This window comes from Sphingomonas sp. So64.6b, from assembly GCF_014171475.1.
Taxonomy (GTDB): Bacteria; Pseudomonadota; Alphaproteobacteria; order Sphingomonadales; family Sphingomonadaceae; genus Sphingomonas; species Sphingomonas alpina_A.
In genome coordinates, this window is sequence record NZ_CP048817.1 from 77,632 (window position 1) to 100,576 (window position 22,945).

Genomic DNA, 22,945 nt, shown 5'->3' on the forward strand with positions numbered 1-22,945 from the left:
TAGAAGAAAGAACGGTGCTTCGACAAGCTCAGCACGAACGGGGAGGGGGTAGAGCTTTAGTCACAGTCCGCGCCATCACCCCAATTTCGCCAGCAACGCCGCCGCCGCCGCGGTCTCCGCCTCCTGCTTCGAACTGCCCTCGGCAATGGCCTCCGCCAGAGTCCCGATCGACGCCTTCACCTTGAAACGTGGCGCATGATGCGGCCCCGAACGGTCCACCACATCGTAACTTGGTGTGCGCCGGTTGTGCGCCGCGGCCCATTCCTGCAGCGCGGATTTGGGATGTTGCGGCGCGGATCCTTGCGTTTTGACTCGCTCGCCCCAGCCGCAGCGGATCGCGGCGCGAGCGACTTCCAATCCGCCATCGAGATAAAGCGCGCCGATCAACGCCTCCATCACGTCTCCAAGCACATTGTCGCTGTCGGTTGCACCATCGTCGCGCGCCTGCTTGCCCAGCTTGAGATGCGTCGCCACGCCGAGCGTGCGCGCGACATCGGCACACACCGCACCGGTGACCAGCGCATTGAGACGTTTTGACAGCGCCCCTTCGGGCTCGGCCGGAAACAGCGCGAACAGCCATTCGGCCATGACCAGACCGAGCACGCGGTCACCGAGGAATTCAAGCCGCTCATAGTTCGCCGCTGCCTGGCTGCCATGGGTCAGCGCGCGCTCGAACGGGGCGAGATCGGCGGGCTTGTGGCCGAAAGTGGCGGCGATCCAATCCTTCAGCTCAGCTGTCGGGCTGGCGCTCAAAAGCCTTCCCCGATGCGGCTCCACCGTGCCGCGCTGAACCAGGTCCAGGGGAGAAACCAATTGGCCGAACCATCGGTGGAGAAGAAGCTGACCACCGCCTTGCCCTCGATCCGCTCCAGCGGCACCATGCCCATGCCCTGTGGTGGTTCGAAGCGGCTGTCGCCGCTATCGTCGCGATTGTCGCCCATCACGAAGACATGGCCGGCCGGAACTGAATAGATCGAGGTCTCGTCGGCGACCGGATTGTCGCCGCGGTCGAGCACCATGTAGGATTTGCCGCCCGGCAGCGTTTCGCGGAACTGCAGGTAGCGGCAGATCGGCTTGCGCGCGGCATCGACGTCCTGGAATTCGGACGGGCATTCCGGGCCAGTATAATTCGGCGTCAGCGGGATGGTGAAGTCGGCCACGCGTTCCTTGGGAATCGCGGTGCCGTTCAGGATCACCTGACCTGCGCGCATCTGAATCTGATCGCCGGGCAGGCCGATGACGCGCTTGATTACGTCATGCTCATCCGGGCCAGGCCCTCGGAACACCACGACATCGCCACGGGTCGGATCGCGTCCGAAGATACGGCCGGGGATCAACGGCACACTGAACGGCAGCGAATGGCGCGAATAGCCGTAATTCCATTTCGAGATGAACAGATAGTCGCCGATATAAAGCCGCGGCAGCATCGATTGCGACGGGATGCTGAACGGCGAGAAGATGAAGCTGCGGAAGATCAGCACGACGATCGCCAGCTTGAGCAGGAAAATCAGCGTTTCGGCCGTCTCCGACTTGGGCTTGATCGGCCCGGCAGCGGAGGGCTGGGGATCTGCGGGTGCCGCATCGGGCAGGGTGTCGGTATCGGCCATCGGCGCGGTTTGCGCATGCGCGGGCGGGGCGTCAAGCAGGCGCGGGCGAGAGATGTGCCGTTGCGGCCATTGAGTATGGACCCTAAGCCCACCACATCCACCCCGTCACGACAAACAACCCGCCCGACGACCCCAGACAAACAAGGATTGGACGTGCCCATGCCCGCAGCCGACTGGACCGCGATCGAGGCGCTCCCCGCCGCCACGTTGAAGAGCCTGTTTGCCGATGATCCGGACCGGCTCGCGCGCTTTTCGGCCGATGTCGCCGGGATTCATTTCGACTGGTCAAAGACGCATCTGACCGCGGACGCGGTGTCCGCGTTCGAGGCACTGGCCAAGGCGCAAGGGCTGGCGGCCAAGCGCGAAGCGCTGTTCGCGGGCGAGCCGATCAACATCACCGAGGGGCGCGCGGTCGAACATACCGCCGAACGCGGCGAGGGTGCCAGAGAAAGCGTCGCGCGGGCACGCGCGCTGCACGCGCGGATGCGTTCGCTGATCGATGCGATCGAGGGCGAGGCGCTCGGCCCGGTCCGCCACATCCTGCATGTCGGTATCGGCGGGTCGGCGCTCGGCCCACATCTGCTGGTCGATGCGCTGGGCCGCGATTCGGGGCGGTATGACGTCGCGATCGTTTCCAATGTCGATGGGGTCGCACTGGAGGAGGCGTTCAGGAAGTTCGATCCCGCCGCGACCCTGCTGGTCATCGCGTCCAAGACCTTCACTACCACCGAGACGATGCTCAATGCGCAGAGCGTGCTGCAATGGATGGCCGAACATGGTGTCGAGGACACTTATGGTCATGTCGTCGCGCTGACCGCCGAGCCCGATAAAGCGCTCGAATGGGGTGTCGACGAAACGCGCATCCTGCCCTTCAGCGAATCGGTCGGCGGGCGTTATTCGCTGTGGTCGTCGATCGGCTTTCCGGCGGCACTGGGACTGGGCTGGGATTGTTTCGAGGAATTGCTCGAGGGTGCGGCCGAGATGGATCGGCATTTCCGCCTGACCGCGCTGCATGAGAACGCGCCTGCGCTCGCCGCCTTTGCCGATCTTTATTACACACAGGTGCGCCATACCGAGACGCGCGCAACCTTCGCCTATGACGAGCGGTTGCGGCTATTGCCGTCCTATCTTCAGCAGCTCGAGATGGAATCGAACGGCAAGGGTGTGACGATCGACGGCAAGCCGCTTGATCGGCCGAGCGCTGCGATCACCTGGGGCGGGGTCGGCACCGATGCCCAGCATGCCGTGTTCCAGCTGCTCCATCAGGGCACGCATCTGGTCCCGGTCGAATTCGTCGCGGTGATTGAGGCGGGCGATACCCTGGCCGAGGACCATCACCGGCAATTGCTGCTCAACGCGTTTGCGCAAGGCGCGGCGCTGATGGCGGGCAAGACGGTCGACGACCCGGCGCGCAGCTATTCGGGTGACCGGCCGTCATCGACCATCCTGCTCGACGATCTCGACGCGCGCAGCCTGGGCGCGTTGATCGCATTCTACGAACACCGCGTGTTCGTGAATGGCGTGCTGCTCGGGATCAATTCGTTCGACCAGTTCGGCGTCGAGCTGGGCAAGGAAATGGCCAAGGCGGCGATCGCTGGCGGGCAAAGCTTCGATGCCTCGACCGACGATTTGATCAAGCGGGCGTTTGGCTAGGGCAGTCCCTGTCTCCCGTTCGGGCTGAGCTTGTCGAAGCCCTGTTCTTCCTTTTATGCGCGCAAGATAAGACGGCCCTTCGACAAGCTCAGGGCGAACGGAGATTTATATGACCGCTCCCAAATATGATTATGACCTGTTCGTCATCGGCGCGGGTTCGGGCGGGGTGCGCGCCGCGCGCGTGTCCGCCGCGCACGGCGCGAAGGTCGCGGTGGCCGAGGAATATCGCGTCGGCGGCACCTGCGTGATCCGCGGTTGCGTGCCCAAGAAGCTGCTCGTCTATGGCGCGCATTTCGCGGAGGATCTGGCCGACGCGCGCCGTTTTGGCTGGAACGTGCCGGAGTGCGATTTCGACTGGACGGTGCTGCGCGACAATGTGCTGGAGGAAGTCGACCGGATCAACGGCGCGTACACCGCGACGCTGGAGAATCACGATGTCGAGATTATTACGGAACGCGCCGTGGTCACCGGGCCGAACAGTGTAAAGCTCGCCGGCGGGCGCGAGGTGACGGCCAAGATCATCCTGATCGCGACCGGCGCGACACCGTCGGTGCCGAAATGCCCGGGGCATGAACATGGCATCACATCGAACGAGGCGTTCCACCTCGATGCGGTTCCGAAGCGCATCCTGATCGCCGGCGCGGGCTATATCGCGAATGAATTCGCCGGCATCTTCCATCAGCTCGGCGCACACGTCATCCTGATCAACCGCACGGATGTGATCCTGCGCGGCTATGATGAATCGATCCGCGACCGGTTGCTGCAAATCTCGATGATGAAGGGGATCGAGTTCCGCTTCCATGCCGAGTTCGAGGGCATCACCAAGGAGAAGAATGGCTGCCTGACGGTCAAGATGTCGAACCATGAACCAGTCACGGTCGATGCGGTGATGTTCGCCACTGGCCGCGAGCCGATGACGAACGGCCTGGGACTGGAAACCGCCGGCGTCGAGCTTGACGCCAAGGGCGCGGTCAAGGTCGATGAGGACAACCGCTCGACCTGTCCGAGCATCTATGCGGTCGGCGACGTGACCAACCGCGTGCAGCTCACGCCCGTCGCGATCCGCGAGGGGCAGGCGTTTGCCGACACGATCTTCGGTAACAAGCCGACTCGCGTCGACTATGGCTGCATCCCATCGGCGGTGTTCAGCCATCCGCCGATGGCTGGCGTCGGGATGACGGAGAGCGAGGCAAAGAACACGCTCGGCTCGTGCAAGGTCTACACGTCGGATTTCCGGCCGATGAAGAATGTGCTGGCGGGGCGCAACGAACGCTCGCTCTACAAGATGGTTTGCGACAGCGAGACGGGAAGGGTGCTCGGCCTGCACATGATCGGCCCGGACGCGCCGGAAATCCTCCAGGCAGCGGCGATCGCGGTGAAAGCGGGCCTGACCAAGGACGCGTTCGACCAGACGGTGGCGCTGCATCCGTCAATGGCGGAAGAGCTGGTGTTGATGCGCTAACCATTCGCCGGGTGTTGGTTCGGGCGTTTGATGGTTGGATTCCTCTCCGTTCGTTTCGAGCGAAGCCGAGAACTGTGCGCGGCGATTGTGGTTTGTTTCTCGACTTCGCTCGAGACGAGCGGGGGAGTAGTGGTCGGTTCAGTTGGAAAACATGCTAACCGCGCCGGGCATGAAAAAGCCGCCGCACCCGAAGGTGCGGCGGCTTTTTTCTTGGCCTTGGATCGGGATCAGAAGTCGTAGCTGACGCCTACCTTCAGACGCCAGACCGACGACGAGACGTTGACCGTATTGTCGGCCTTGAAGGTGTTCACACCCGCCGCGCTGGTGATGATGTACCGGCCCTGAGAATCGACACCGGAAACGGTGGCAATGTCCTGAACGCCGAAGAAGTTGCGGCGGTTCTGAACATTCCAGCTCTTGTCGAGCAGGTTCAGGAAATTGTCGACTGTCGCATAGAGGCGGATCTTGTCGTCGCGCCCGAAGAAGCGGCCCGGTCCGGGCAGTTCCTGTGAGAAGGACAGATCCATGTCGAAATACCAATCGTTGGTGCAGCTGTTGCGCTCCACCGATTTACCCGAAAACTTCTTGGCGCAATCCAGGGTATTGGTAAAACCGATCAAGTCGCGCACTGCGCCAGATCGCGAACCGCTGACATAATTACCCTGATTGTCGAGCACTTCGGGCGCGATGTTGGGATCGTTCAAGCCAGTCGGAATATAAGCCAGTGCGTTGTCGCTGGTCGTCAGGCCGCCATTGGTGGGGTTGAATACATTGTTGCCGGTGAACGTCAGGCTGTACGGGCGGCCCGAACGCGCCACGAACGTGAAGCCCAGCGAGGTGCCGAGATCCGAGAAGAACTCGTTCCGGAAATTCGTTGCGAAGGTGATGTTGTGCTTGCTCTGGAAGAAGCCGGTCGATTCGGCCGGGTTCTGGCGGTCGAACGCAGCACTCTGGCCATAGTTCGAGCCGGCGGTCGAGTTGTACATGCTCCGGCGGTCGTGCGAGTCGGTATATGCATAACCGAACGACACATAGGTCGAACCGCCCGAGGTGATCAGGCCGCCCTTGAAATTCTTCGACAGCAACGCCGAGGCGTTGTGGCTGCGGAAGCCTTCCGAGTTGGTCAGCATCAGCTCGGCGCCGCGTGTGCCGCTGAAGCAGGCCGTGTTCAGGCCCGCATAGACTGGAGGAACGCCGGGGTTCACCAGCCGTCCGGTGCAACCCGTCGCGAGCAGATCGATCGACGAATAGATCGGACGCCCGTCGATCGTGTAGCCGTTCAGACCCTTGGCAGGATTGACCGCCTGGGCGAGGTCGACCAGCGTGAACGGATTCCTGTACTTGCTGTAAATGTAATCGAGGCTGAGGCTCCAATTGCCGAAGAAACCCGAACCAAAGTTCAGCTCGGTCTGGAAGCCAATATTCGCGCGGAACACGGTCGGCATCGTGATGTTCGGGTCGATCGACTGCGTGCTGCCCTGGCTGGCTGCGGCCTGCGCTTGACCGCTTGCCGCGATGCAGGACGGTACGCCGGTGAACCGGCCACCGCTCAGCACGCTGATCTGGCCGGTCGGACAGGTCGTTCCGGTCGAGCCGGTGGTACCCAGTCCGAAACCGCTGCCGTCGTTCTGGAAGGCGTTGCCGAACCACACGAGAGGATCGCCGCCCGAGAAGATGCCGACGCCGGCGTGCATCTGGGCGCGGCCGAACGGGCCGGTGTCGCCGAAGTCGTAGGTGAAGGCGACGCGCGGCAGGATCACCGGATCGACCTTGCTGAAGCCGCTATTGTTGCCGAAGCCATAGCGGCGCAGGAAGATCGGATTGAACTCCGGCCGGCCGCCGTCATACCAATCGGCGCGAACACCAGCGGTGATTTTCAGCACGTCGTTCACACGCCAGTCGTCCTGAGCGTAGATCGAATAGATGCTGCGGTCGAACTTCGCCGCGGCGCTGTTGATGTCGCCGTCCTGTGAGAAGTTGCCGAATGCGCCGAACGTGCATCCGTTCACCACGTTGACCGGGGTGGTCGTGGCGGTCGCGGCTGTGCAGGGCGGGTTAGCGCCGGCCGGTCTGACACCCGGCGACAACAAGCCCGCGCGCAGGTCAGCGACATTGCGGAAGACCAGTGTGCCAGTGGCGTTCTGAACGAACAGGTTGAACAGGTCGGCACGGTTCAGCTCGGCGCCGACCTTGATGTTGTGATCGCCCATCGAAAGCTTGGCGACAGCGCGATACTGCTGGACCTTGGTGCGCAGATCGTTGGCTGAGCGCGAGGTGCCTGGGCCAGCGAGCACGGCGCCATCGATGGCGTTGCCCGGATTGTCGATGCCAACGACGATGCGTGGAATCGGGTTGTCCGACTGGGCCTCGCCACCGCCGACCGGATCCTGACGATCGGTGATTTCCGAACGCGAGTAACGCAGTTCGGTCGAGAAAGCGTCGGACCATTGCGAATAGAGGCGGCCCGAATAGTAATTCGAGACCGTGCCGCTATTATAGAAAGTGTTCGCGCCGACCGCCTGAGGGGAGCTGCCGGTGAACAGGTCGTCGGCCTTGATCGTCGATTCCTCAAGGCGCTGATAGGTCGCTTCCAGACGATGCTGATCGTTGATCTGCAAATCGACGCGACCGAAATAGCGGTCGTTGGTATAGTCGCGGCTGTGAACCAGATCGCCGGTGTCGATGCCGTATTGGCTCTTCAGGACATCGCGGATTTCGTTGAATTGCGTGGCAGAGATGCCGACCTGCTGGTTGGAATAGCCAGCGCCGGTGGGGCCGTCGTCCTGCGACTGGCCGGCTTCCTGATGCTCATAGGCACCATAGATGAACAGCCGGTCCTTGATGATCGGGCCGCCGAGCGAGACGCCCCAGCGCTTTTCGGGCTTGATCGGCGCGACCGTGCGCCCAGGGAGGGCCTTGCCGCGCAGGCTCGAATCCGAATATTCGAAGAAGCCGCCGCCCTTGATCTGGTTGGTGCCCGACTTGGTGACGACGTTGATCGCGCAGCCGGTGAACTGGCCATAGTCGACATCGAATGGTGCGAACTGGACCGAGGTTTCACGGATCGCGTCATAGGGCAGCGGGGTTGAACTGCGCGATGAGAAACCGGTGTCGTTCAGGCCGTAAATGTCGCTCTGCGGAATGCCGTCGACGGTGAAGGTATTGCCGCGATCGTTGCCGCCAAGGCACGAGATGCGGTCCTGGCCCGACCCGCTATCGTCGCGGTCGAGGCTGACGCGCGGATCGAGGCGGATGATGTCACGGACGTCGCGGTTGAAGCTCGGCGCGTTGGCCAGCACCTCGAGGCCGAACGACTGGCTCGGGCCGACCGCAAGCTGAGTCAGCTTGGCGCGCGAGGCGGTGACGACGATGTCGCCCGAACCCGACGACAGCGCCAGCGTCAGGTTGGTGTTGCCCTGCAGGGTGGTGACGATGTCCTGGACGGTCTGACCTTCGAAGCCGCTTGCCGATGCCGATACCGTGTAAGGGCCGCCGGTAACCAGGCCAGTGCTCGTGAAAGTACCCGATGCGCCGGTCGTGACGGTGCGCTCCGCGCCGGTGCGCGTATCGGTGATCGTGACCTGCGCGCCCGAAAGCGGTGCGCCGGCGTCGTCGGTGACGATGCCTTCGATTCCCGTCGTGATCTGCTGAGCCTGAACCGCCATTGGCATGACGAGCGCGGCGACGGCCGCGCCGATAAATAGCTGATGTCGCATGGTATTCCCCTTTTAGCGCGAAGTCGCTGAGACTGCGGCGTGTCTCGCCGTTGCTGGCCCCATGCGACTTGATTATTTCGGATAGATGACATCGGGGTGGTTACGCTAGACCCCGATCGACTCAATCATGGTGCGTTGCAAAAAAGCATCACCTGAATCGCGGATGAATTACCGCGCGCCGGCGAAGATCTCCGCCCATGCCGCCTCGTCGATCACTTCGATCCCCAGTTCCGCGGCCTTTTTGAGCTTCGACCCGGCCCCCGGCCCGGCGATCACCAGGTCGGTCTTGGCCGACACCGACCCGGCGACGCGCGCGCCGAGCGCTTCGGCCTGAGCCTTGGCTTCGTCGCGGCTGATCGATTCGAGGCTGCCGGTGAACACCAGGGTCTTGCCGCTGACCTGCGACTCGCGAACATTCGAGACATAAGCGAGCGGACGCACTTCGGAGAGCAGATCTGCCCAGGCCTCGCGATTATGTTCCTCGGCGAAGAAATCGACCAGCGCCTCGGCGACGACCGGGCCGACGCCCTCGACCGATTCCAGCTCTGCGCGCGCCTCGGGGTCGCGTGCGATCTCGGCGATGCGTTCGACGGTGCCGAACGCCTTGACCAGATCGCGCGCGGTGACCGCGCCGATATGGCGGATGCCGAGGCCGAACAGGAAGCGTGCGGGATCGGGTGTGCGCTTGGCCTCGATCGCGGCGAGCAGATTTGTCGCCCAGACCCGGCCATCCTTCTTGCGCGCGAGCAATTGCTCCTCGGTCAGGCGGAAAATGTCGGCCGGGCTGTGGATCAGCCCGTCATGGAAGAAATCCTCGATCTGCTTCAGGCCGAGCCCTTCGATATCGAGCGCGGCACGGGCCACGAAATGGCGCAGCCGTTCGATGCGTTGCGCCGGGCAGATCAGGCCGCCGGTGCAGCGAATATCGACTTCGCCCTCCTCGCGCACCGCGTCGGACTGGCACTCGGGGCACAGGGTCGGGAAATGCCATTCCGGGCGCGCCTCGTCGCGAGTCAGATTCTCCACGATCTGCGGGATGACGTCGCCGGCACGCTGGAGCACGACGCGGTCGCCGGGACGGACGCCGAGGCGAGCGATCTCGTCGGCATTGTGCAAGGTCGCATTGGTCACAACGACGCCCCCAACCGTGACCGGGGTAAGCCGCGCGACCGGAGTCAGCTTGCCGGTGCGTCCGACCTGGATATCGATCCGCTCAAGTAATGTCTGTGCGCGTTCGGCAGGGAATTTGTGTGCGATCGCCCAGCGCGGCGCGCGCGCGACCGCACCGAGTCGGGCCTGCCAGTCGAGCCGGTCGACCTTGTAGACGACGCCGTCGATGTCGAACGGCATGTCGGCGCGGCCGGCTTCGATGCCGCGATAGACTGCCAGCGCGTCATCGACCGATTCGACGCGGGTAAAGGCGGTGGCGATGGGGAATTGCCAGCGGCGTAGTGCCGCGACGACCTGTGTCTGGGTCTCGCCCGGCACGGCGCTGGTCTCACCCCAGCCATGCGCCAGGAAACGCAGCGGGCGTGAGGCAGTGACGGTCGCATCCTTTTGTCGCAGCGATCCGGCGGCGGCGTTGCGCGGATTGGCGAACTGCCGCGCTTTCGACGCGTCGCCCGCCGCTTCGGCTTCAGCGAGCAATCGCGCATTCAGCGCGGCAAAGGCGGCCTTGTCCATATAGACCTCGCCACGCACTTCGAAGACGTCCGGGGCAGCGGCCGGCAATATCGTCGGGATGTCGTCGATCGTACGGACATTCTCGGTCACGTCCTCGCCGACCTGACCGTCACCGCGTGTCAGGGCGCGGACCAGGGTGCGCTTCTCGTAGCGCAGCGAGCAGGACAGGCCGTCGATCTTGGGTTCGGCGGTCAATGCCACCTCGGTATCTTCGGGCAACAGCAGGAAGCGACGGACCCGCGCGATGAACTCGACGATCTCCTCGTCGGAAAAGCCGTTTTCCAGGCTCATCATCGGCCGGGCATGTGCCACCTTGGCGAGATGACCGGCGGGCGCGGCGCCGACCTGCACGCTCGGCGAATCGGTGCGAACGAGATGCGGAAAGGCCTTCTCGATCGCGCCGTTGCGGCGGACGAGGGCATCGTAGTCGGCATCCGAAATCTCGGGTGCGTCATCTGTGTGATAAAGCGCGTTGTGCCGCGCGATCTCTTCGGCGAGTTGCGCCAGTTCAGCGGCGGCGGCTTCGTCGGTCTCGGGAATCGGCGCGGTCATCCCGCAGCGCTACCGGAGGTCAGGGCAGGGCATCAACCCCCCGTTCGTGCTGAGCTTGTCGAAGCACCGTTTTGCTTTTGGCGTCCCGGCCAGGAAAACGGCACCCTTCGACTGCCTGCAAGGCAGGCGCTCAGGGCAGGCTTCAAGCTCAGTGCGAACGGAAATCAAACTTGGTCGCGAAAACTAATCGTCGTCTTCGCCGGCCATCGCCTTGGCTTCTTCGTTGACGGAACGGCGCTCGGCGGTCTTTTCGGCGCGGGTCGCCATCTCGTCCCAGGCTTTCGCGGCGCGGAGCCAGCGCGAGCGGACATTGTCGAGGGTCGCGGAATCGGCGTCGGCCTCAGCCTGACGTGCGCGATCGCGATAGAACAGTGCGGTGGTATTCGTAGGGTGTCTCCTCGGGGTTCCAGGTGAAAGAGCGCGGGCGCCGGACGAAGCCGGCGCCCGCACATCAATCACGCAGAAGCGAGGTTCACGGCCGACATCTTGCCGCGACGATCCTGTTCGAGCTCGTAAGAAACGCGCTGTTCCTTATCGAGCGTGCGCATGCCTGCTGCTTCAACGGCACTGATGTGGACAAAGGCGTCGTTCCCGCCGCCCTCTGGCGCGATGAAGCCATAGCCCTTGTCGGCGTTGAAGAATTTTACGGTGCCGATCGGCATAGATATTTCCTTGGGTAGACGGAGCCGGGAAGAAAAACCGAAAGCACCGTCCGGCCCCGGCCGGTGCATCTCGAAGGCGGTCGTCTCAATCGGCCAGCGGGCCGACCGAGTTGCGAAACGGATAGGGTTCGGCGTCAAGCAGCGCGGCATAACCACGCGCGAGCCCAGTGTGCGAAGCGCGCGACGATTCGCATGCGGCGACATCGGCGCGCATCAACGAAATCTGTTCGCGGCTCAGCAGGTAATTGAGGTCCAAGAAACGGCTCCGGGGCTTACAACAAGCGGGAGCGCGAAGGTCTCTCAGTCACGCGATGCTTGTGGCAATCTCACGCGATGAACCATCTATAGCATGGTTTTGCGGATTTGTCGCATCGTTTAACTCAGGCCCTATTGTCGCCTTATCGCCGCGTAATACCGTCATGTCGCAAATTGGGAGACGACCTCCGGTAATGATACCAGTGGTGCCGTTCGTGCGGGCGGCGAGTGCTGTTCAAACCACGCCGCTTTCACGCCATTTCGAGCAACCGCTCCGCCTGAGCTCGCGCTTCATCGGTGATGGTCGATCCGGAAAGCATGCGAGCGATCTCCTCGCGGCGTTGTGCATCGTCAAGCGCCCTGACGCCGGTGCGCGTGACGGTGCCGTCATGGCTTTTCGCGATGAGCAGGTGATGGCCGCCACGCGCCGCGACTTGCGGGCTGTGCGTCACCACCAGTAATTGGGTGTTCCCGGCGAGTCGGGCGAGTCGTTCGCCGATCGCGCTGGCCACCGCGCCGCCGACGCCGCGGTCGATTTCGTCGAAGATCATCGTCGCCGCGGCGCCCTCTTCGGCCAGCGCAACCTTCAACGCGAGAATGAAGCGCGACAATTCGCCGCCGCTGGCGATCTTGGCCAGCGGCGCGAAAGGCGCACCGGGGTTGGTCGATATCTCGAACTCGATCCGATCCTTGCCGGCGGCGCCCCAGCTTTCGGCAGCGAGCGGCGCGATCGCGGTGCGGAAGCGTGCGGCATCGAGTTTCAGCGGAGCAAGCTCGCCCTTCACCGCGGCATCGAGTCGTGCCGCCGCGTCGATCCGCCTCGTTGTCAGCAGCCCGGCCTCGGTATCGTAAGTGGCGGCCGCGTCCGCCAGCGTTCGTTCGAGCGCCGCGATGCCCGCGCCGCCCCTTTCGATCCGTTCCAGTTTCGCGGCCAGCTCTTCGCTGAGCGCTGCGAGATCGTCGGGCTGGACGCGGTGTTTGCGTGCCAGCGCGCGCAGGTCGAACAGCCTGGTCTCGTCTTCTTCGAGACGCGCCGGATCGAACGCCAGCGCAGCGGCGGCTTCGTCGACCTTTTCCTGCGCCTCGGCACCCTCGATGATCGCGCGGTCGATTGCCGCCAGCGCTTCGGCCAGCGCCTCATGATCGCCGCCGACACGTTCGAGGATACGTGCCGCCTGGCGCAGCTTCGCCAGGCCGCCATCCGACCCTTCGAGCAGGTCGGCGATCGCCTGAAGGTCGTCGGCGATCTTCTCGCCACGCTGCATGCCGGCGCGACGGGTAGCGAGTATTTCCTCCTCACCAGCCTCAGGGCCGAACGCGGTCAGTTCTGCGACGGCATGGTCGAGCCATTCACGGTCGCGCTCCTGCACGTCGAGTTCGGCACGCGCCGTCGCCAGCTCAGTCTCGGCTGCGCGCCAGATGCGGTGCGCACGCGCCGCCGGGCCGGAATCGATTCGCCCGAACGCATCGAGCAGAGCGCGGTGGCCGCTCGGTGCGAGCAGGCCGCGATCGTCGTGCTGGCCATGGATTTCGACCAGAAAAGCGCCAAGCTCGCGCAACAGGCCGGCTGAGGCGGGCTGGTCGTTGATAAAGGCGCGGCTCCCGCCATCGGCCTTGACGATGCGGCGGATGATGAGCGGTTCGCCGGGATCGATGTCGAGGCCGTTTTCGCCGAGCAAGGCGGCGATCGGGCCATCGCGGTGCGGCGTGTCGAAGCTTGCCGTGACCACTGCCTGCATCGTGCCGTGCCGGACCAGCGCAGTATCGCCGCGTGCGCCAAGCGTCAGGCCGAGCGCGTCGAGCAGAATCGACTTGCCCGCCCCGGTCTCGCCGGTGAGCACGCCGAGCCCCTCGCGAAACTCCAGGTCGAGTGCCTCGATCAGCACGACGTCACGGATGGAAAGCGCGGTCAGCATGGTTCCACGCGGCCTTTAACGAATGTTTCGACGTTCTGGAATTGTTCTTTGCGGGTCAGGCCGGTGCGGCACATTGTTCGGTACACTGGCGTTGGATCCATGTCGCGACCGTCGCGGCGGCGGTGATCGGAATCATATGGCCGCCATCGATCAGGGCGGTCCGCGCATGCGGGATCAGCGTCGGCAGCGCCTCGCCGTGAAACATGGGATCGAGAATCTCATCGGACCGGCCGTAGAGAATCGACACCGGTATGACGATCTCGCCATAACGGGCGACGATCGGCGCGAGTTGTTCGGGCGCCTCAGTCAGTTCGGTGGACGCGGTGAAGATCGCACCCGGCCGCTGCACAAGCAGTCCGCCGCCGCGAATTCCAAAGTCGGCCGGTGCGGGCTCCGGCGCGAAGACGGCGCGCGCCGATTTCGCCGAATTGATTGCCGACATCGGCACTGCGACCACCGATGCGACAAAATGGCGCACGGCGGTCGAGCGTATCCGGAGCGCGCGGAACGCCGCCGGCGGTGTATCGATCACCCGGGTCAGCGCGGCAAGCAAGGCGACGCCGCGCAGCTTGTCCGGATGAAGGACAGCGAGCGTCAACGCGACCGCGCCGCCGAGCGAGTGACCGACCACCAACGGCTTGTTCAGGGCAAGATGGTCGATCAGCCCGGCAATCATCCGTGCCTGGGTCTGCAGCGAGAAATTGCCCGCGATGCCGTCGGAATGGCCGGACCCCGGTCGATCGACCGCGACCACGCGGTGGTTCGCGGCAAGCAGATCGGTCAGCGCATAGCCGAAATGACGGCCGTTCCCCGCCAGACCGTGGATCAGCACGATCGCGTCGCCGCTGCCGGCATCGGTATAATGGAGGCGCTTTCCGTCGATCTCGAAGAAGTGGCCAAGTGGCGGCAGCAGGCCCTCGACCTGACGCGCGCGCAGCATCGAATAGACCAGCCCGGCGACGACGAGCGCGGCCAGCGCGGCGGCAATGCCAATGACGACGGTCATGGGGCGGGGGTCATACAGCGGGGGTCATGCGGCGACGCTCAGCCGCGCCCAGCCGCGCTGTCGCCCCGGTGTCAGGTGCCGCTCGGGCTGCTGTTCGACGGGGCCGGCGCCTTTTCGTCCTTGGGGGCGATCGCGCTGCTGCCGGGCAATGTCGGCTTCGCGCCGACAGTCCCTTCGGGAATGATCGGCTGACCCGGCGGCGTCGGCTTCATCGCCACGGCGGGATGGTCTTCGATCAGCTTGTAGGCGCGCTGATACCAGTCGGAGCCGGGATAATTGGCGCCAAGCACCGCAGCGGATTTCTTCGCCTCATCCGGCACGCCGAGCGCGAGATAGGTTTCGGTCAACCGCATCAACGCTTCGGGCGCGTGAGTCGTGGTCTGATAATCGTCGACGACCTTGCGGAAACGCAGCGTGGCGCCAAGCCATTGGCCGCGCCCTTCATAGAAGCGCCCGATTTCCATTTCCTTGCCGGCAAGGTGATCGCGGACCAGATCGATCTTGAGCCGCGCGTCGGAGGCATAGCGCGTATTGGGATAGCGCCGCGTCAGTTCGCCGAGCGAATCGAGCGCCTGCTGGGTAATCTTCTGGTCGCGGGTCACGTCGCTGATCTGCTCGTAATAGCCGAGCGCGATCAGATAATAGGCATAAGGCGCGTCGCGATTGCCGGGATGGACCGACAGGAAACGCTGCGACGACTGGATCGAGCTGGTGTAATCCTTGCTTAGATAATTGCAGAATGCGCTCATCAGCTGCGCGCGGCGCGCCCAGATCGAATAGGGGTGCTGGCGCTCGACCTCGTCGAACAGCGCCGCCGCCTCCTTGTAACGCCCCTGGTCGAGCCGATGCTTGGCCGCCGAATAGAGCGTGCCGACATCGCGGGCGATATAGGGAACGTCGTTCTTGCCGCGATTGCGCGCGCAACCGGCGATCGGAAGCGCCAGCACGGCGATGAGCGCAAGCGCTAGCGGACGGGACAATGAGATACGCATCGGCGCATCCTTAGCCCAGCCGCCCGCGCGCCCACAATGTTTTTCGCGTTGCGCCCCGGACGGGATCACGTGGCGTGATTTGTGCGTTGCAGCTAAGGAAATCCACGACATCGAAGGGACTCGACCTATGACCGCGACCTTGCTCGCCACGCGCCGGGTGGAAAAGCCGTGGGGGCGCCATACGCTGTGGCCCGGCTTCGCCGATCCAGCACCCGCGGATGCGCCGATCGGTGAAGTGTGGTTCCAGACGCCGCACGCGGATGAGCCCGACCTGCTGATCAAATATCTTTTCACTTCGGAAAAACTTTCGGTCCAGGTCCACCCCAATGACGATCAGGCGCATGCCCGCGGCCTGCCGCGCGGCAAGGACGAATGCTGGGTGGTACTCGCGGCCGAACCCGATTCGACGATCGCACTCGGCACGCTCGTGCCGATGTCGCAGGAGGAATTGCGGCAATCGGCGCTGGACGGGTCGATCGAGCACAAGCTCGACTGGAAGCCGGTCAAGGCGGGCGACTTCTATTATTCGGCAAGCGGCACGATCCACGCGATCGGCGCCGGCATCACGGTAATCGAGACGCAGCAGAATTCGGATACGACCTATCGCCTCTATGACTATGGCCGTCCGCGCGAATTGCATCTCGATGATGGCGTGGCGGTGGCCGACGCCGTGCCTTTCGTCGCGCCGAGCGCACCGGGCCGGGTCGCGGACGACCGCATTCTGCTGGTCGAAGGACCGAAATTCGTGCTCGAACGCTGGCCCGGCGGTGAACGCTCGGTCGTGTTGCCGACGGGCGTGCCCGGCTGGTTCGTGCCGATCACGGGCGAGGGGTATGCCGACGGTGTCGCCTGGAAAGCGGGCGAATGCCTGTTGCTCGAAGGGACGACTCAGATCACCGCGTCGATCGGGAGCGATTTGCTGTTCGCCTATCCGGGGGACAAACGGATCTGATCCCGGGATGCGGGCCCTAGATTCGGAGTTCCGACGCCGGCCCATCGGGCCGGCTCTGCGCCTGGCGTTGCATCATGGGTATCCACTGCGCCAACACGTCGAATGGCACGGGAATATCGAAGGCGATGCCGGTCTGGCCATTGTCGCGCCAGCGCACCGATGCCGCGACCGGCGGCAGGCCATTGACCATCAGCACCAGCTTTTCCGCCGGTTCGATCTCCTCCGCCGCGCGGATTTTGGCCCCACCCTGCGAGATGTTGAGCAAGGTGGCGGCGTGATAACGCGCACCGACGCGGATGCGGCCGGGCAGTTCGAGTTCCACACGCGGCGCACGCTGCTGTGCCGGCTGCGGTGAAAGATCATCGCCGGACAGGACGCTGGTCGTGTCCACTTTCTCGTCGAACTCCATGCCGGCCAGGCCGTTGCGCTGCCACAATATGTGTCCGGGAATCGCATGGCCGGATCTGAACTCGACCGTGACATGATCGCCAGTGGCAAGCGTCGAATAAACATGGGCCATCAGGCCGCCCGACGAGATATTGCGGACCAGGCAGAGTTCTTCGCCAGCCGCGCTGTGCAATTTGGCGACGCGCAGAACGGTTACCTGCCGGGGGTCACGCCGGCGCTCCGGCTCCTGCGCGCCGGACGGCGTTGCAATCGTCGACGCATGGTCTTCGTCGTCTTCCAGCATGCGGTATTCCCCTGCAAGCAGTCCAGGCTTACGATCGGCTTCTAATTGTTGGATTTCGCATCATCGTCCTCCCCGCAGACGGCAATGCTTCTCCCGGTCTCAGGGGAGGCTATATTTTTTTACAATTAACAACCGCGATATCGACCGTGCTTAACGGCGCATGCAGCATATTGGCTGCGGCGGGCGGACTTCTTGTGGCGAGGCGGGGATAGGAGCAAAGTAACCTTCGCGCGTTAAACCCACTCCACCATGCTTCGCGTCCTCACACTCTCGACCTTGTTTCCTGATGTTTCGCGGCCCAATTTCGGGGTGTTCGTGGAACGGCAAACACTGGGCCTGGCCGCGCATCCGGACGTCGATCTCCGGCTCGTCACACCGCTCGGCCTGCCGCCCTGGCCGACGGCGATGCTGGCGCATTACCGACCGCTTGCCGCTGTGCCCGAGCGTGAAACCTGGAAGGGGCTCGACACACGCCGGCCGCGCTTTGTGACGATTCCGGGCACCCGGGGGCGTTTTCACACCGCCGCGCTAGTGCGCATGTTGCGGCCATTGCTGGCCGAGATCCGACGCGATTTCGCCTTCGACGTGATTGATGCCGAATTCTTCTTTCCCGACGGACCCGCCGCAGTCGCGCTCGGCGCGCATTTCGGCGTACCCGTCTCGATCAAGGCGCGGGGCGCCGATATCCATCATTGGGGCACAGCGCCGGCCACCGCGGCGCAGGTCGTCGCCGCGGGGCGGAAAGCGCAGGGCACGCTCGCCGTCTCACTGGCGATGAAGGCCGACATGGCGGCGATCGGCATGCCGGCGGAGCGCATTCGTGTCCATCGTACCGGCGTCGATCTCACCCGCTTCGCGCCGCGCGACCGTGCAGCAGGGAAGGCGGCGCTGGGCATCGCCGGGCCGCTGGTCGTGTCGCTCGGTGCGTTGATTCCGCGCAAGGGTCATGACATCGTCCTGCGCGCGGTCGCGTCGCTGCCCGGCGTTTCGTTGCTGATTGCGGGTGAGGGGCCTGAGCGCGCCGCACTTGAGGCGGAAATCCTACGGTCGGGGGCGAGCGATCGTATCCGGCTGCTCGGCAGCCTGCCGCATGCCGATCTGCCCGCCTTGCTTGCCACCGCCGATGTCATGGCGCTGGCGTCGTCGTCGGAGGGGCTCGCCAATGCCTGGGTCGAGTCGCTCGCTTGTGGCACGCCGATTGTGATCACCGATGCGGGCGGCGCGGGAGAAGTGGTCGACACCCCGGCAGCGGGCCGGATCGTGCCGCGCGACGCCGGTGCTTTCGCGGCGGCGATCGCCGATCTGCTCGCCGATCCGCCGACGCGTGATGAAACGCGCAACGCGGCGGCGCGCTTCACCTGGGAAGCGAACACCGCCGCGCTGTACGAGCATTTATCGGGATTAGTGGATCACTTCCGCGATTTCCACGGCACGCCGCGCCACTCCGCCGCCTGACGATCGGCCAGGGTGACGAGGTCGCCCATCTCGACCGGCATGTCGATCAGGTGCAGGCCCCAATCCTTGAGCATCTGCCCGCCGACCACGACGTCGCCGACGATCGTGTCGGTGCGCGCGTCCTTCGGGTCGGCATTCACCGTCACCGCCAGATAATCGAAGCCGTCGTTCGACACGCATTCGGCGGAAATCAGGCCGGGCACCTTCACAAAGCTGGTCGTGACCGGCAATCCGCCGGTCGCCCATGGTCCCATCGGCGCGCTGCCAAACCCGGCGCCCTTCGCGCCGAGGATCGCGTTGGTCACCGCCTTGCCGCCGGCAAGCGCCGCCGGATTGGTGCAGCCGACCGACTGGCCGGCGGTCGCGACCTTGCCGAAGCGGCTGCCCGCTGGTGGCGGCGAATCGGCGCGGAACGTGACGTAGGTGACGACGCAATTATACTGGCCATCGGCGCGGCACAGCGGCATCTTTTTGAAATCGCCACCGACCACCTGTCCGGTCGGGACCGCGACATTGGTGCCGATCAGCATCGCCGAGGCGATCTTCTTCAGCGTCGCGCGATTGGGTTCGATCTCTTTGGCGATCAGTTCCTTGAGGATGCCGGCGCCCTGACTATGGCCGATCAGCACCACGCCGCGGCCATTATTGTCGCGCTCGAGATAATCCTCCCATGCCGCTTTCACATCGGCATAGGCCATGGCGCGGTCCGCCGCGAGCGGCTTGCCCTGCAATACCGCCTGCAGCGCGGTCAGCGTGACCTGCCGATAAAGCGGGGCATAGACCTTGCACTTCTGGCTGAAGCGCGCGGCTTGCGCTGCCGCGACGGTCCTTTCCTCGTCGCCTGCGGTCATGTCGCTGTTCGGCGAGGTATCGAGCGAGACGGTGGGATAGACATAGAAACAGTCGAACTGGATCAGCTGATCGGGTTTGAACTTCTCGATCTTCTGCTTGCCGTCGGGGCGGATGATCGTGACATCCTGATTGGCGGCGCAGGCATCGGCCCGGCCCGGCCGACACAGCCAGCTCGCGTCCTGCTTGTAATCGGGTGCGGGCGACGGGCTGGCCGGCGGCGGCGGCGCATTGATCAACGCCGGTGGCGCGTTCTCAGGAGTCGGCGGCGGTGTCGTTGTCTGGGCGGCGGCGGGTGTCGCAATCAGGGCCAGCAGCAATGCGGTAGATTTCATTTTATCCCTCCCTCTTTCGCGACAATCTAGCGCGGTCGTTACGCTCGCGTCGAGGGGGTGCGTTCGGCGTTCGCAGAGAGATTATGACCGTCAGGCGAGGGGATAAAGCGCGGCGGCGATCCAGCGGCCTTCGCCGCGCAGTACGGCCCATGCGCGCGCGGCGGCGCGGCTGTCCATCGCCTCGATACCAAGGCCCCGCGCCTCGATCGCCCTGACCAGCGATACTGGCGGACGGATCAGCGACGGCCCCGTGCCGAGCAGCAGGAATTCCGGCGGCGGATCGAGCGCGAGCAGCGGTTCGAGGTCGGTCAGTGCCAACGCGGCAACCGGCGGTGGCGTCCAGCCATCGGCGCGCACCGGGGTGACCAGCAGCGCGGCATAGACGCCGTCGTCGATCTTGAACCCACCCGCCGAAAAGCCCGAGATGATCGGGCCGTCGGTCTTGGCCTTTTCCATCTTCATTGTCGTTCGCCCAAGATGGACCGTTCGCACTGAGCTTGTCGAAGTGCCTGGCAAACGCCGCTCATAGCCTTCGACAGGCTCAGGCCGAACGGATGCTGGATATCCGTCGGCGGAATCGAGGGTTAGGGCCGGCCTTTGGGGCCGACCCGCTCCGCATTGCTCGATGTGGTCGGCGCATCCGCCTTGTTCGGGTCGGCGCGCAGGCCGAGCGAGATCAGCAGCGACGACGACACATAGATCGACGAATAGGTGCCGACGAAGATGCCGAGGATCATCGCCGAGGTGAAGCCGCGCAGCACATGGCCGCCGAACATCAGCAGCGATCCGAGTGCGAGCAGGATGGTCAGCGAGGTCATCACGGTACGCGGCAGCGTCTCGTTGACCGACAGATCGATGATCTGCGGCATCTCCATCTTGCGATAGCGGCGCATATTCTCACGGATACGGTCGTCGATGACGATCTTGTCGTTGATCGAATACCCAATGATGGTCAGCACCGCGGCAACGATGTTGAGGTCGAATTCGAGCTGAGTCAGCGCGAAGAAACCGAGCGTCATGAGCAGATCGTGGACGATCGCGACCACGGTCGAGACACCGAACTGCCATTCGAAACGGAAGATCGCGAACAGGCCGATGCCGAGCACCGCGAGCACGACCGCCGCAATACCCCACCAGATCAGCTCGTTCGAGACTTTACCCGAAACCGCGTCCTGCTTGGAGAATTTCGCGTCCGGGAATTCTTTGGTGATCGCCGTCTGGACCTTCTGCACGACCGCAGTGGTCGCTGCCTGGTCGGTGCTTGACGGTGGCGGGAGGCGAATCGAGACGGTCTTGGGATCGCCGAACTGCTGCAGCCTGACCTCGCCCAGGCCAAGCCGGTCGATTGTGGTCCGCAACTTATCCAGGTTCGGTTCGGTCCCGAATTTTTCCTCGATCATCAGGCCGCCGACGAAATCGACGCCGAAATTCAGGCCCTTGGCCCAAACCAGTCCGACTGCGGCGAGCGACAAGGCCATGGTCAGGGCAAAGGCCCATTTGCGTAACGATACGAACGGCAGGTTCGTATTGTCGGGGACGAGTTTCAGGAGGCGCATATCTGTTCGCCGATCAAATATTGATGTCTGATGGCCGCGCCTTGCGCAGCCAGAGGGCGACCATCATTCGCGTAAAGACGACGGCGGTGAACACCGATGTGACGATGCCGATCAGCAGCACGACCGCAAAACCCTTCACCGGGCCCGAGCCGAGCATCAGCATGATCACGCCCGATATGGCATGGGTCACGTTCGCTTCGAAAATCGTGCGGCTCGCTTCCTTGTAGCCGAGCTCGACCGCCTGGATCACGTTGCGTCCGCGCCGCCGTTCTTCGCGGATACGCTCGTTGATCAGCACGTTGGCGTCGACCGCCGTACCGATGGTCAGCACGAAACCGGCGATACCGGGCAAAGTGAGCGTGCCGTTGATGACTGCAAGCACGCCGACGATGACGATCACATTGATCACCACCGCGAGGTTCGCATAGACGCCGAACCGGCCATAGGTCAGCAGCATGAAGACCACGACCGCGGTCACCGCGATCACAGAGGCGAGAATGCCGGAGCGGATCGAATCCGCCCCCAGATCGGGGCCGACCGAGCGTTCCTCGATCACTTTGAGCGCCACGGGGAGCTTGCCCGAGCTGAGCGCGATGGCGAGGCTGTTGGCGGATTCGACCGTGAAGCTGCCCTCGATATACCCAGCGCCACCCAAAATCGGGGTGTTAATGCGCGGCGCCGAAATAACCTTGTTATCGACAATCACGGCAAAGCGCTTGCCGGTGTTCTGCTGCGTGATGCGGGCGAATTTCTTGCCGCCGACGGTGTCGAAAGCAAAATCGACGACCGGCGAATTATCTTCCTGCTTGAACGACTGCTTGGCGCTGACGAGCTGATCGCCGGTCAGGATCGCCTGGCGCTTGACCAGTATCTTGGCTTGTGGCCCACCTTCGGGATAATCGAGCAACTGGCTGCCGACCGGTGCCGTCGTCTGGCCTGGAATGGTCGGCGTCTCATCGACCATCTTGAATTCGAGCTTGGCGGTGGTCCCGAGCAATTTCTTCAACTCGCTCGGGTCGTTCAGGCCAGGGACCTGGACGACGATACGCGTCGCACCCTGGCGAATAATCGTCGGCTCCTTGGTGCCCAGCTTATCGATGCGGATGCGTACGACATCGGTCGCGGTGCTCATCGCATCGGTGATCGCCTGGTCCGTGCCCGCCTTGGTCGGCGTCATCACGATCCGGCTGGCATCGACGACCTGCAGGTCCCAATCGCGCTGACCGGTCATGCCGGCGCCCTTGGTCAGCTTGTTCAGCCGCTCGCGCGCGTCATCGAGCTGCGTCACGTCGCGCAGCATGAAGCTCAGCTTACCGCCCTGCGAAGAGATATCCCCAATGCTGATGCGCGGGGCCGTCTTCATCGCGTCGACAATATTGTTGTGCATCAACTCCAGGCGCGAATTCGCCAGGTCGCTCGTATTGGCTTCAAGCAGCAGATAGGAGCCGCCGGCGAGATCGAGGCCGAGGTTGATCCGCGGATGGGGAAACGAACCCCATTTGCTGGTCACGCTTTCGGGAAAGAAGCTGGGAACGGCAAGCAGCATCAGCGCCACCAGCAAGGCGACGATCGATCTTACTTTCCAGCGCGGAAAATCGAGCAT

General features: G+C 63.9%; 19 protein-coding genes. 4 read left to right on the forward strand and 15 right to left on the reverse strand.

The window, feature by feature from the left end; genetic code table 11:
• Window positions 1-75: 75 nt before the first annotated feature.
• Both rnc and lepB read right to left on the reverse strand, forming a co-directional pair.
• Window positions 76-753 carry a ribonuclease III gene (gene rnc / locus G4G27_RS00405; RefSeq protein WP_244624491.1) on the reverse strand — a complete coding sequence of 226 codons (678 nt, stop codon included), beginning with the start codon at window positions 751-753 and terminating at the stop codon, window positions 76-78.
• Entirely contained in the window at window positions 750-1,607 is an 858-nt protein-coding gene (lepB, locus tag G4G27_RS00410; RefSeq protein WP_183111120.1) for a signal peptidase I, read from the reverse strand. Before lepB ends, rnc begins: the two co-directional genes overlap by 4 nt.
• A 159-nt stretch (window positions 1,608-1,766) precedes the next feature.
• Between lepB and pgi the strand changes: the two genes are divergently transcribed.
• Entirely contained in the window at window positions 1,767-3,260 is a 1,494-nt protein-coding gene (gene pgi / locus G4G27_RS00415) for a glucose-6-phosphate isomerase (RefSeq protein ID WP_183113531.1), read from the forward strand.
• A gap of 109 nt (window positions 3,261-3,369) precedes the next feature.
• Entirely contained in the window at window positions 3,370-4,722 is a 1,353-nt protein-coding gene (gorA, locus tag G4G27_RS00420; protein WP_183111122.1) for a glutathione-disulfide reductase, read from the forward strand.
• A gap of 227 nt (window positions 4,723-4,949) precedes the next feature.
• Here gorA and G4G27_RS00425 read toward each other — a convergent pair whose 3' ends face one another.
• The 8 genes from G4G27_RS00425 to G4G27_RS00460 all read right to left on the reverse strand — a co-directional run bounded on the left by G4G27_RS00425 (window position 4,950) and on the right by G4G27_RS00460 (window position 15,504).
• Complete coding sequence (locus G4G27_RS00425; RefSeq protein ID WP_183111124.1) at window positions 4,950-8,438, reverse strand: TonB-dependent receptor; 3,489 nt, start codon at window positions 8,436-8,438, stop codon at window positions 4,950-4,952.
• 168 nt (window positions 8,439-8,606) lie between these two features.
• Window positions 8,607-10,673 carry an NAD-dependent DNA ligase LigA gene (gene ligA / locus G4G27_RS00430; protein ID WP_183111126.1) on the reverse strand — a complete coding sequence of 689 codons (2,067 nt, stop codon included), beginning with the start codon at window positions 10,671-10,673 and terminating at the stop codon, window positions 8,607-8,609.
• A 183-nt stretch (window positions 10,674-10,856) separates the two neighbouring features.
• Window positions 10,857-11,132 carry a hypothetical protein gene (locus G4G27_RS00435; RefSeq protein ID WP_244624492.1) on the reverse strand — a complete coding sequence of 92 codons (276 nt, stop codon included), beginning with the start codon at window positions 11,130-11,132 and terminating at the stop codon, window positions 10,857-10,859.
• Complete coding sequence (locus tag G4G27_RS00440; protein WP_034159288.1) at window positions 11,129-11,335, reverse strand: cold-shock protein; 207 nt, start codon at window positions 11,333-11,335, stop codon at window positions 11,129-11,131. Before G4G27_RS00440 ends, G4G27_RS00435 begins: the two co-directional genes overlap by 4 nt.
• Window positions 11,336-11,420: 85 nt before the next feature.
• Window positions 11,421-11,591: a hypothetical protein gene (locus G4G27_RS00445; protein WP_183111128.1), complete on the reverse strand. Its 171-nt coding sequence runs from the start codon at window positions 11,589-11,591 to the stop codon at window positions 11,421-11,423.
• A gap of 250 nt (window positions 11,592-11,841) precedes the next feature.
• Window positions 11,842-13,506: a DNA repair protein RecN gene (gene recN / locus G4G27_RS00450; RefSeq protein ID WP_183111130.1), complete on the reverse strand. Its 1,665-nt coding sequence runs from the start codon at window positions 13,504-13,506 to the stop codon at window positions 11,842-11,844.
• Between the two features lie 55 nt (window positions 13,507-13,561).
• The gene (locus G4G27_RS00455) at window positions 13,562-14,512 is read right to left on the reverse strand and encodes an alpha/beta fold hydrolase (protein ID WP_183111132.1); all 951 of its coding nucleotides are present in this window, start codon (window positions 14,510-14,512) and stop codon (window positions 13,562-13,564) included.
• Between the two features lie 71 nt (window positions 14,513-14,583).
• Window positions 14,584-15,504 carry an outer membrane protein assembly factor BamD gene (locus G4G27_RS00460; protein WP_183111134.1) on the reverse strand — a complete coding sequence of 307 codons (921 nt, stop codon included), beginning with the start codon at window positions 15,502-15,504 and terminating at the stop codon, window positions 14,584-14,586.
• A gap of 127 nt (window positions 15,505-15,631) precedes the next feature.
• Between G4G27_RS00460 and G4G27_RS00465 the strand changes: the two genes are divergently transcribed.
• Entirely contained in the window at window positions 15,632-16,456 is an 825-nt protein-coding gene (locus tag G4G27_RS00465; RefSeq protein WP_183111135.1) for a class I mannose-6-phosphate isomerase, read from the forward strand.
• Window positions 16,457-16,472: 16 nt separating this feature from the next.
• Here G4G27_RS00465 and G4G27_RS00470 read toward each other — a convergent pair whose 3' ends face one another.
• Window positions 16,473-17,147 carry a PilZ domain-containing protein gene (locus tag G4G27_RS00470; RefSeq protein ID WP_183111137.1) on the reverse strand — a complete coding sequence of 225 codons (675 nt, stop codon included), beginning with the start codon at window positions 17,145-17,147 and terminating at the stop codon, window positions 16,473-16,475.
• Between the two features lie 249 nt (window positions 17,148-17,396).
• Here G4G27_RS00470 and G4G27_RS00475 point away from each other — a divergent pair, with 249 nt between their 5' ends.
• Window positions 17,397-18,602, forward strand: a complete 1,206-nt coding sequence (locus G4G27_RS00475) for a glycosyltransferase (protein ID WP_183111139.1) — start codon at window positions 17,397-17,399, stop codon at window positions 18,600-18,602.
• Here G4G27_RS00475 and G4G27_RS00480 read toward each other — a convergent pair.
• The 4 genes from G4G27_RS00480 to secD all read right to left on the reverse strand — a co-directional run bounded on the left by G4G27_RS00480 (window position 18,557) and on the right by secD (window position 22,945).
• Complete coding sequence (locus G4G27_RS00480) at window positions 18,557-19,786, reverse strand: DUF3089 domain-containing protein (protein WP_183111141.1); 1,230 nt, start codon at window positions 19,784-19,786, stop codon at window positions 18,557-18,559. The genes G4G27_RS00475 and G4G27_RS00480 overlap by 46 nt on opposite strands.
• Window positions 19,787-19,876: 90 nt before the next feature.
• Complete coding sequence (locus G4G27_RS00485) at window positions 19,877-20,248, reverse strand: MTH938/NDUFAF3 family protein (RefSeq protein WP_183111143.1); 372 nt, start codon at window positions 20,246-20,248, stop codon at window positions 19,877-19,879.
• A 122-nt stretch (window positions 20,249-20,370) separates the two neighbouring features.
• A complete protein-coding gene (gene secF, locus G4G27_RS00490; protein WP_183111144.1) occupies window positions 20,371-21,342 on the reverse strand; it encodes a protein translocase subunit SecF in 972 nt (323 codons plus the stop codon).
• Window positions 21,343-21,355: 13 nt separating this feature from the next.
• A complete protein-coding gene (gene secD / locus G4G27_RS00495; protein ID WP_183111145.1) occupies window positions 21,356-22,945 on the reverse strand; it encodes a protein translocase subunit SecD in 1,590 nt (529 codons plus the stop codon).

Bases quoted from the DNA above. Each gene is read 5' to 3' on its own strand.
- lepB (WP_183111120.1), bottom strand. From the start codon at position 1,607: ATGGCCGATACCGACACCCTGCCCGATGCGGCACCCGCAGATCCCCAG.
- pgi (WP_183113531.1), top strand. From the start codon at position 1,767: ATGCCCGCAGCCGACTGGACCGCGATCGAGGCGCTCCCCGCCGCCACG.
- gorA (WP_183111122.1), top strand. From the start codon at position 3,370: ATGACCGCTCCCAAATATGATTATGACCTGTTCGTCATCGGCGCGGGT.
- G4G27_RS00425 (WP_183111124.1), bottom strand. From the start codon at position 8,438: ATGCGACATCAGCTATTTATCGGCGCGGCCGTCGCCGCGCTCGTCATG.
- ligA (WP_183111126.1), bottom strand. From the start codon at position 10,673: ATGACCGCGCCGATTCCCGAGACCGACGAAGCCGCCGCCGCTGAACTG.
- G4G27_RS00440 (WP_034159288.1), bottom strand. From the start codon at position 11,335: ATGCCGATCGGCACCGTAAAATTCTTCAACGCCGACAAGGGCTATGGC.
- recN (WP_183111130.1), bottom strand. From the start codon at position 13,506: ATGCTGACCGCGCTTTCCATCCGTGACGTCGTGCTGATCGAGGCACTC.
- G4G27_RS00455 (WP_183111132.1), bottom strand. From the start codon at position 14,512: ATGACCGTCGTCATTGGCATTGCCGCCGCGCTGGCCGCGCTCGTCGTC.
- G4G27_RS00460 (WP_183111134.1), bottom strand. From the start codon at position 15,504: ATGCGTATCTCATTGTCCCGTCCGCTAGCGCTTGCGCTCATCGCCGTG.
- G4G27_RS00465 (WP_183111135.1), top strand. From the start codon at position 15,632: ATGACCGCGACCTTGCTCGCCACGCGCCGGGTGGAAAAGCCGTGGGGG.
- G4G27_RS00470 (WP_183111137.1), bottom strand. From the start codon at position 17,147: ATGCTGGAAGACGACGAAGACCATGCGTCGACGATTGCAACGCCGTCC.
- G4G27_RS00475 (WP_183111139.1), top strand. From the start codon at position 17,397: ATGCTTCGCGTCCTCACACTCTCGACCTTGTTTCCTGATGTTTCGCGG.
- G4G27_RS00480 (WP_183111141.1), bottom strand. From the start codon at position 19,786: ATGAAATCTACCGCATTGCTGCTGGCCCTGATTGCGACACCCGCCGCC.
- G4G27_RS00485 (WP_183111143.1), bottom strand. From the start codon at position 20,248: ATGAAGATGGAAAAGGCCAAGACCGACGGCCCGATCATCTCGGGCTTT.
- secF (WP_183111144.1), bottom strand. From the start codon at position 21,342: ATGCGCCTCCTGAAACTCGTCCCCGACAATACGAACCTGCCGTTCGTA.
- secD (WP_183111145.1), bottom strand. From the start codon at position 22,945: ATGCTCGATTTTCCGCGCTGGAAAGTAAGATCGATCGTCGCCTTGCTG.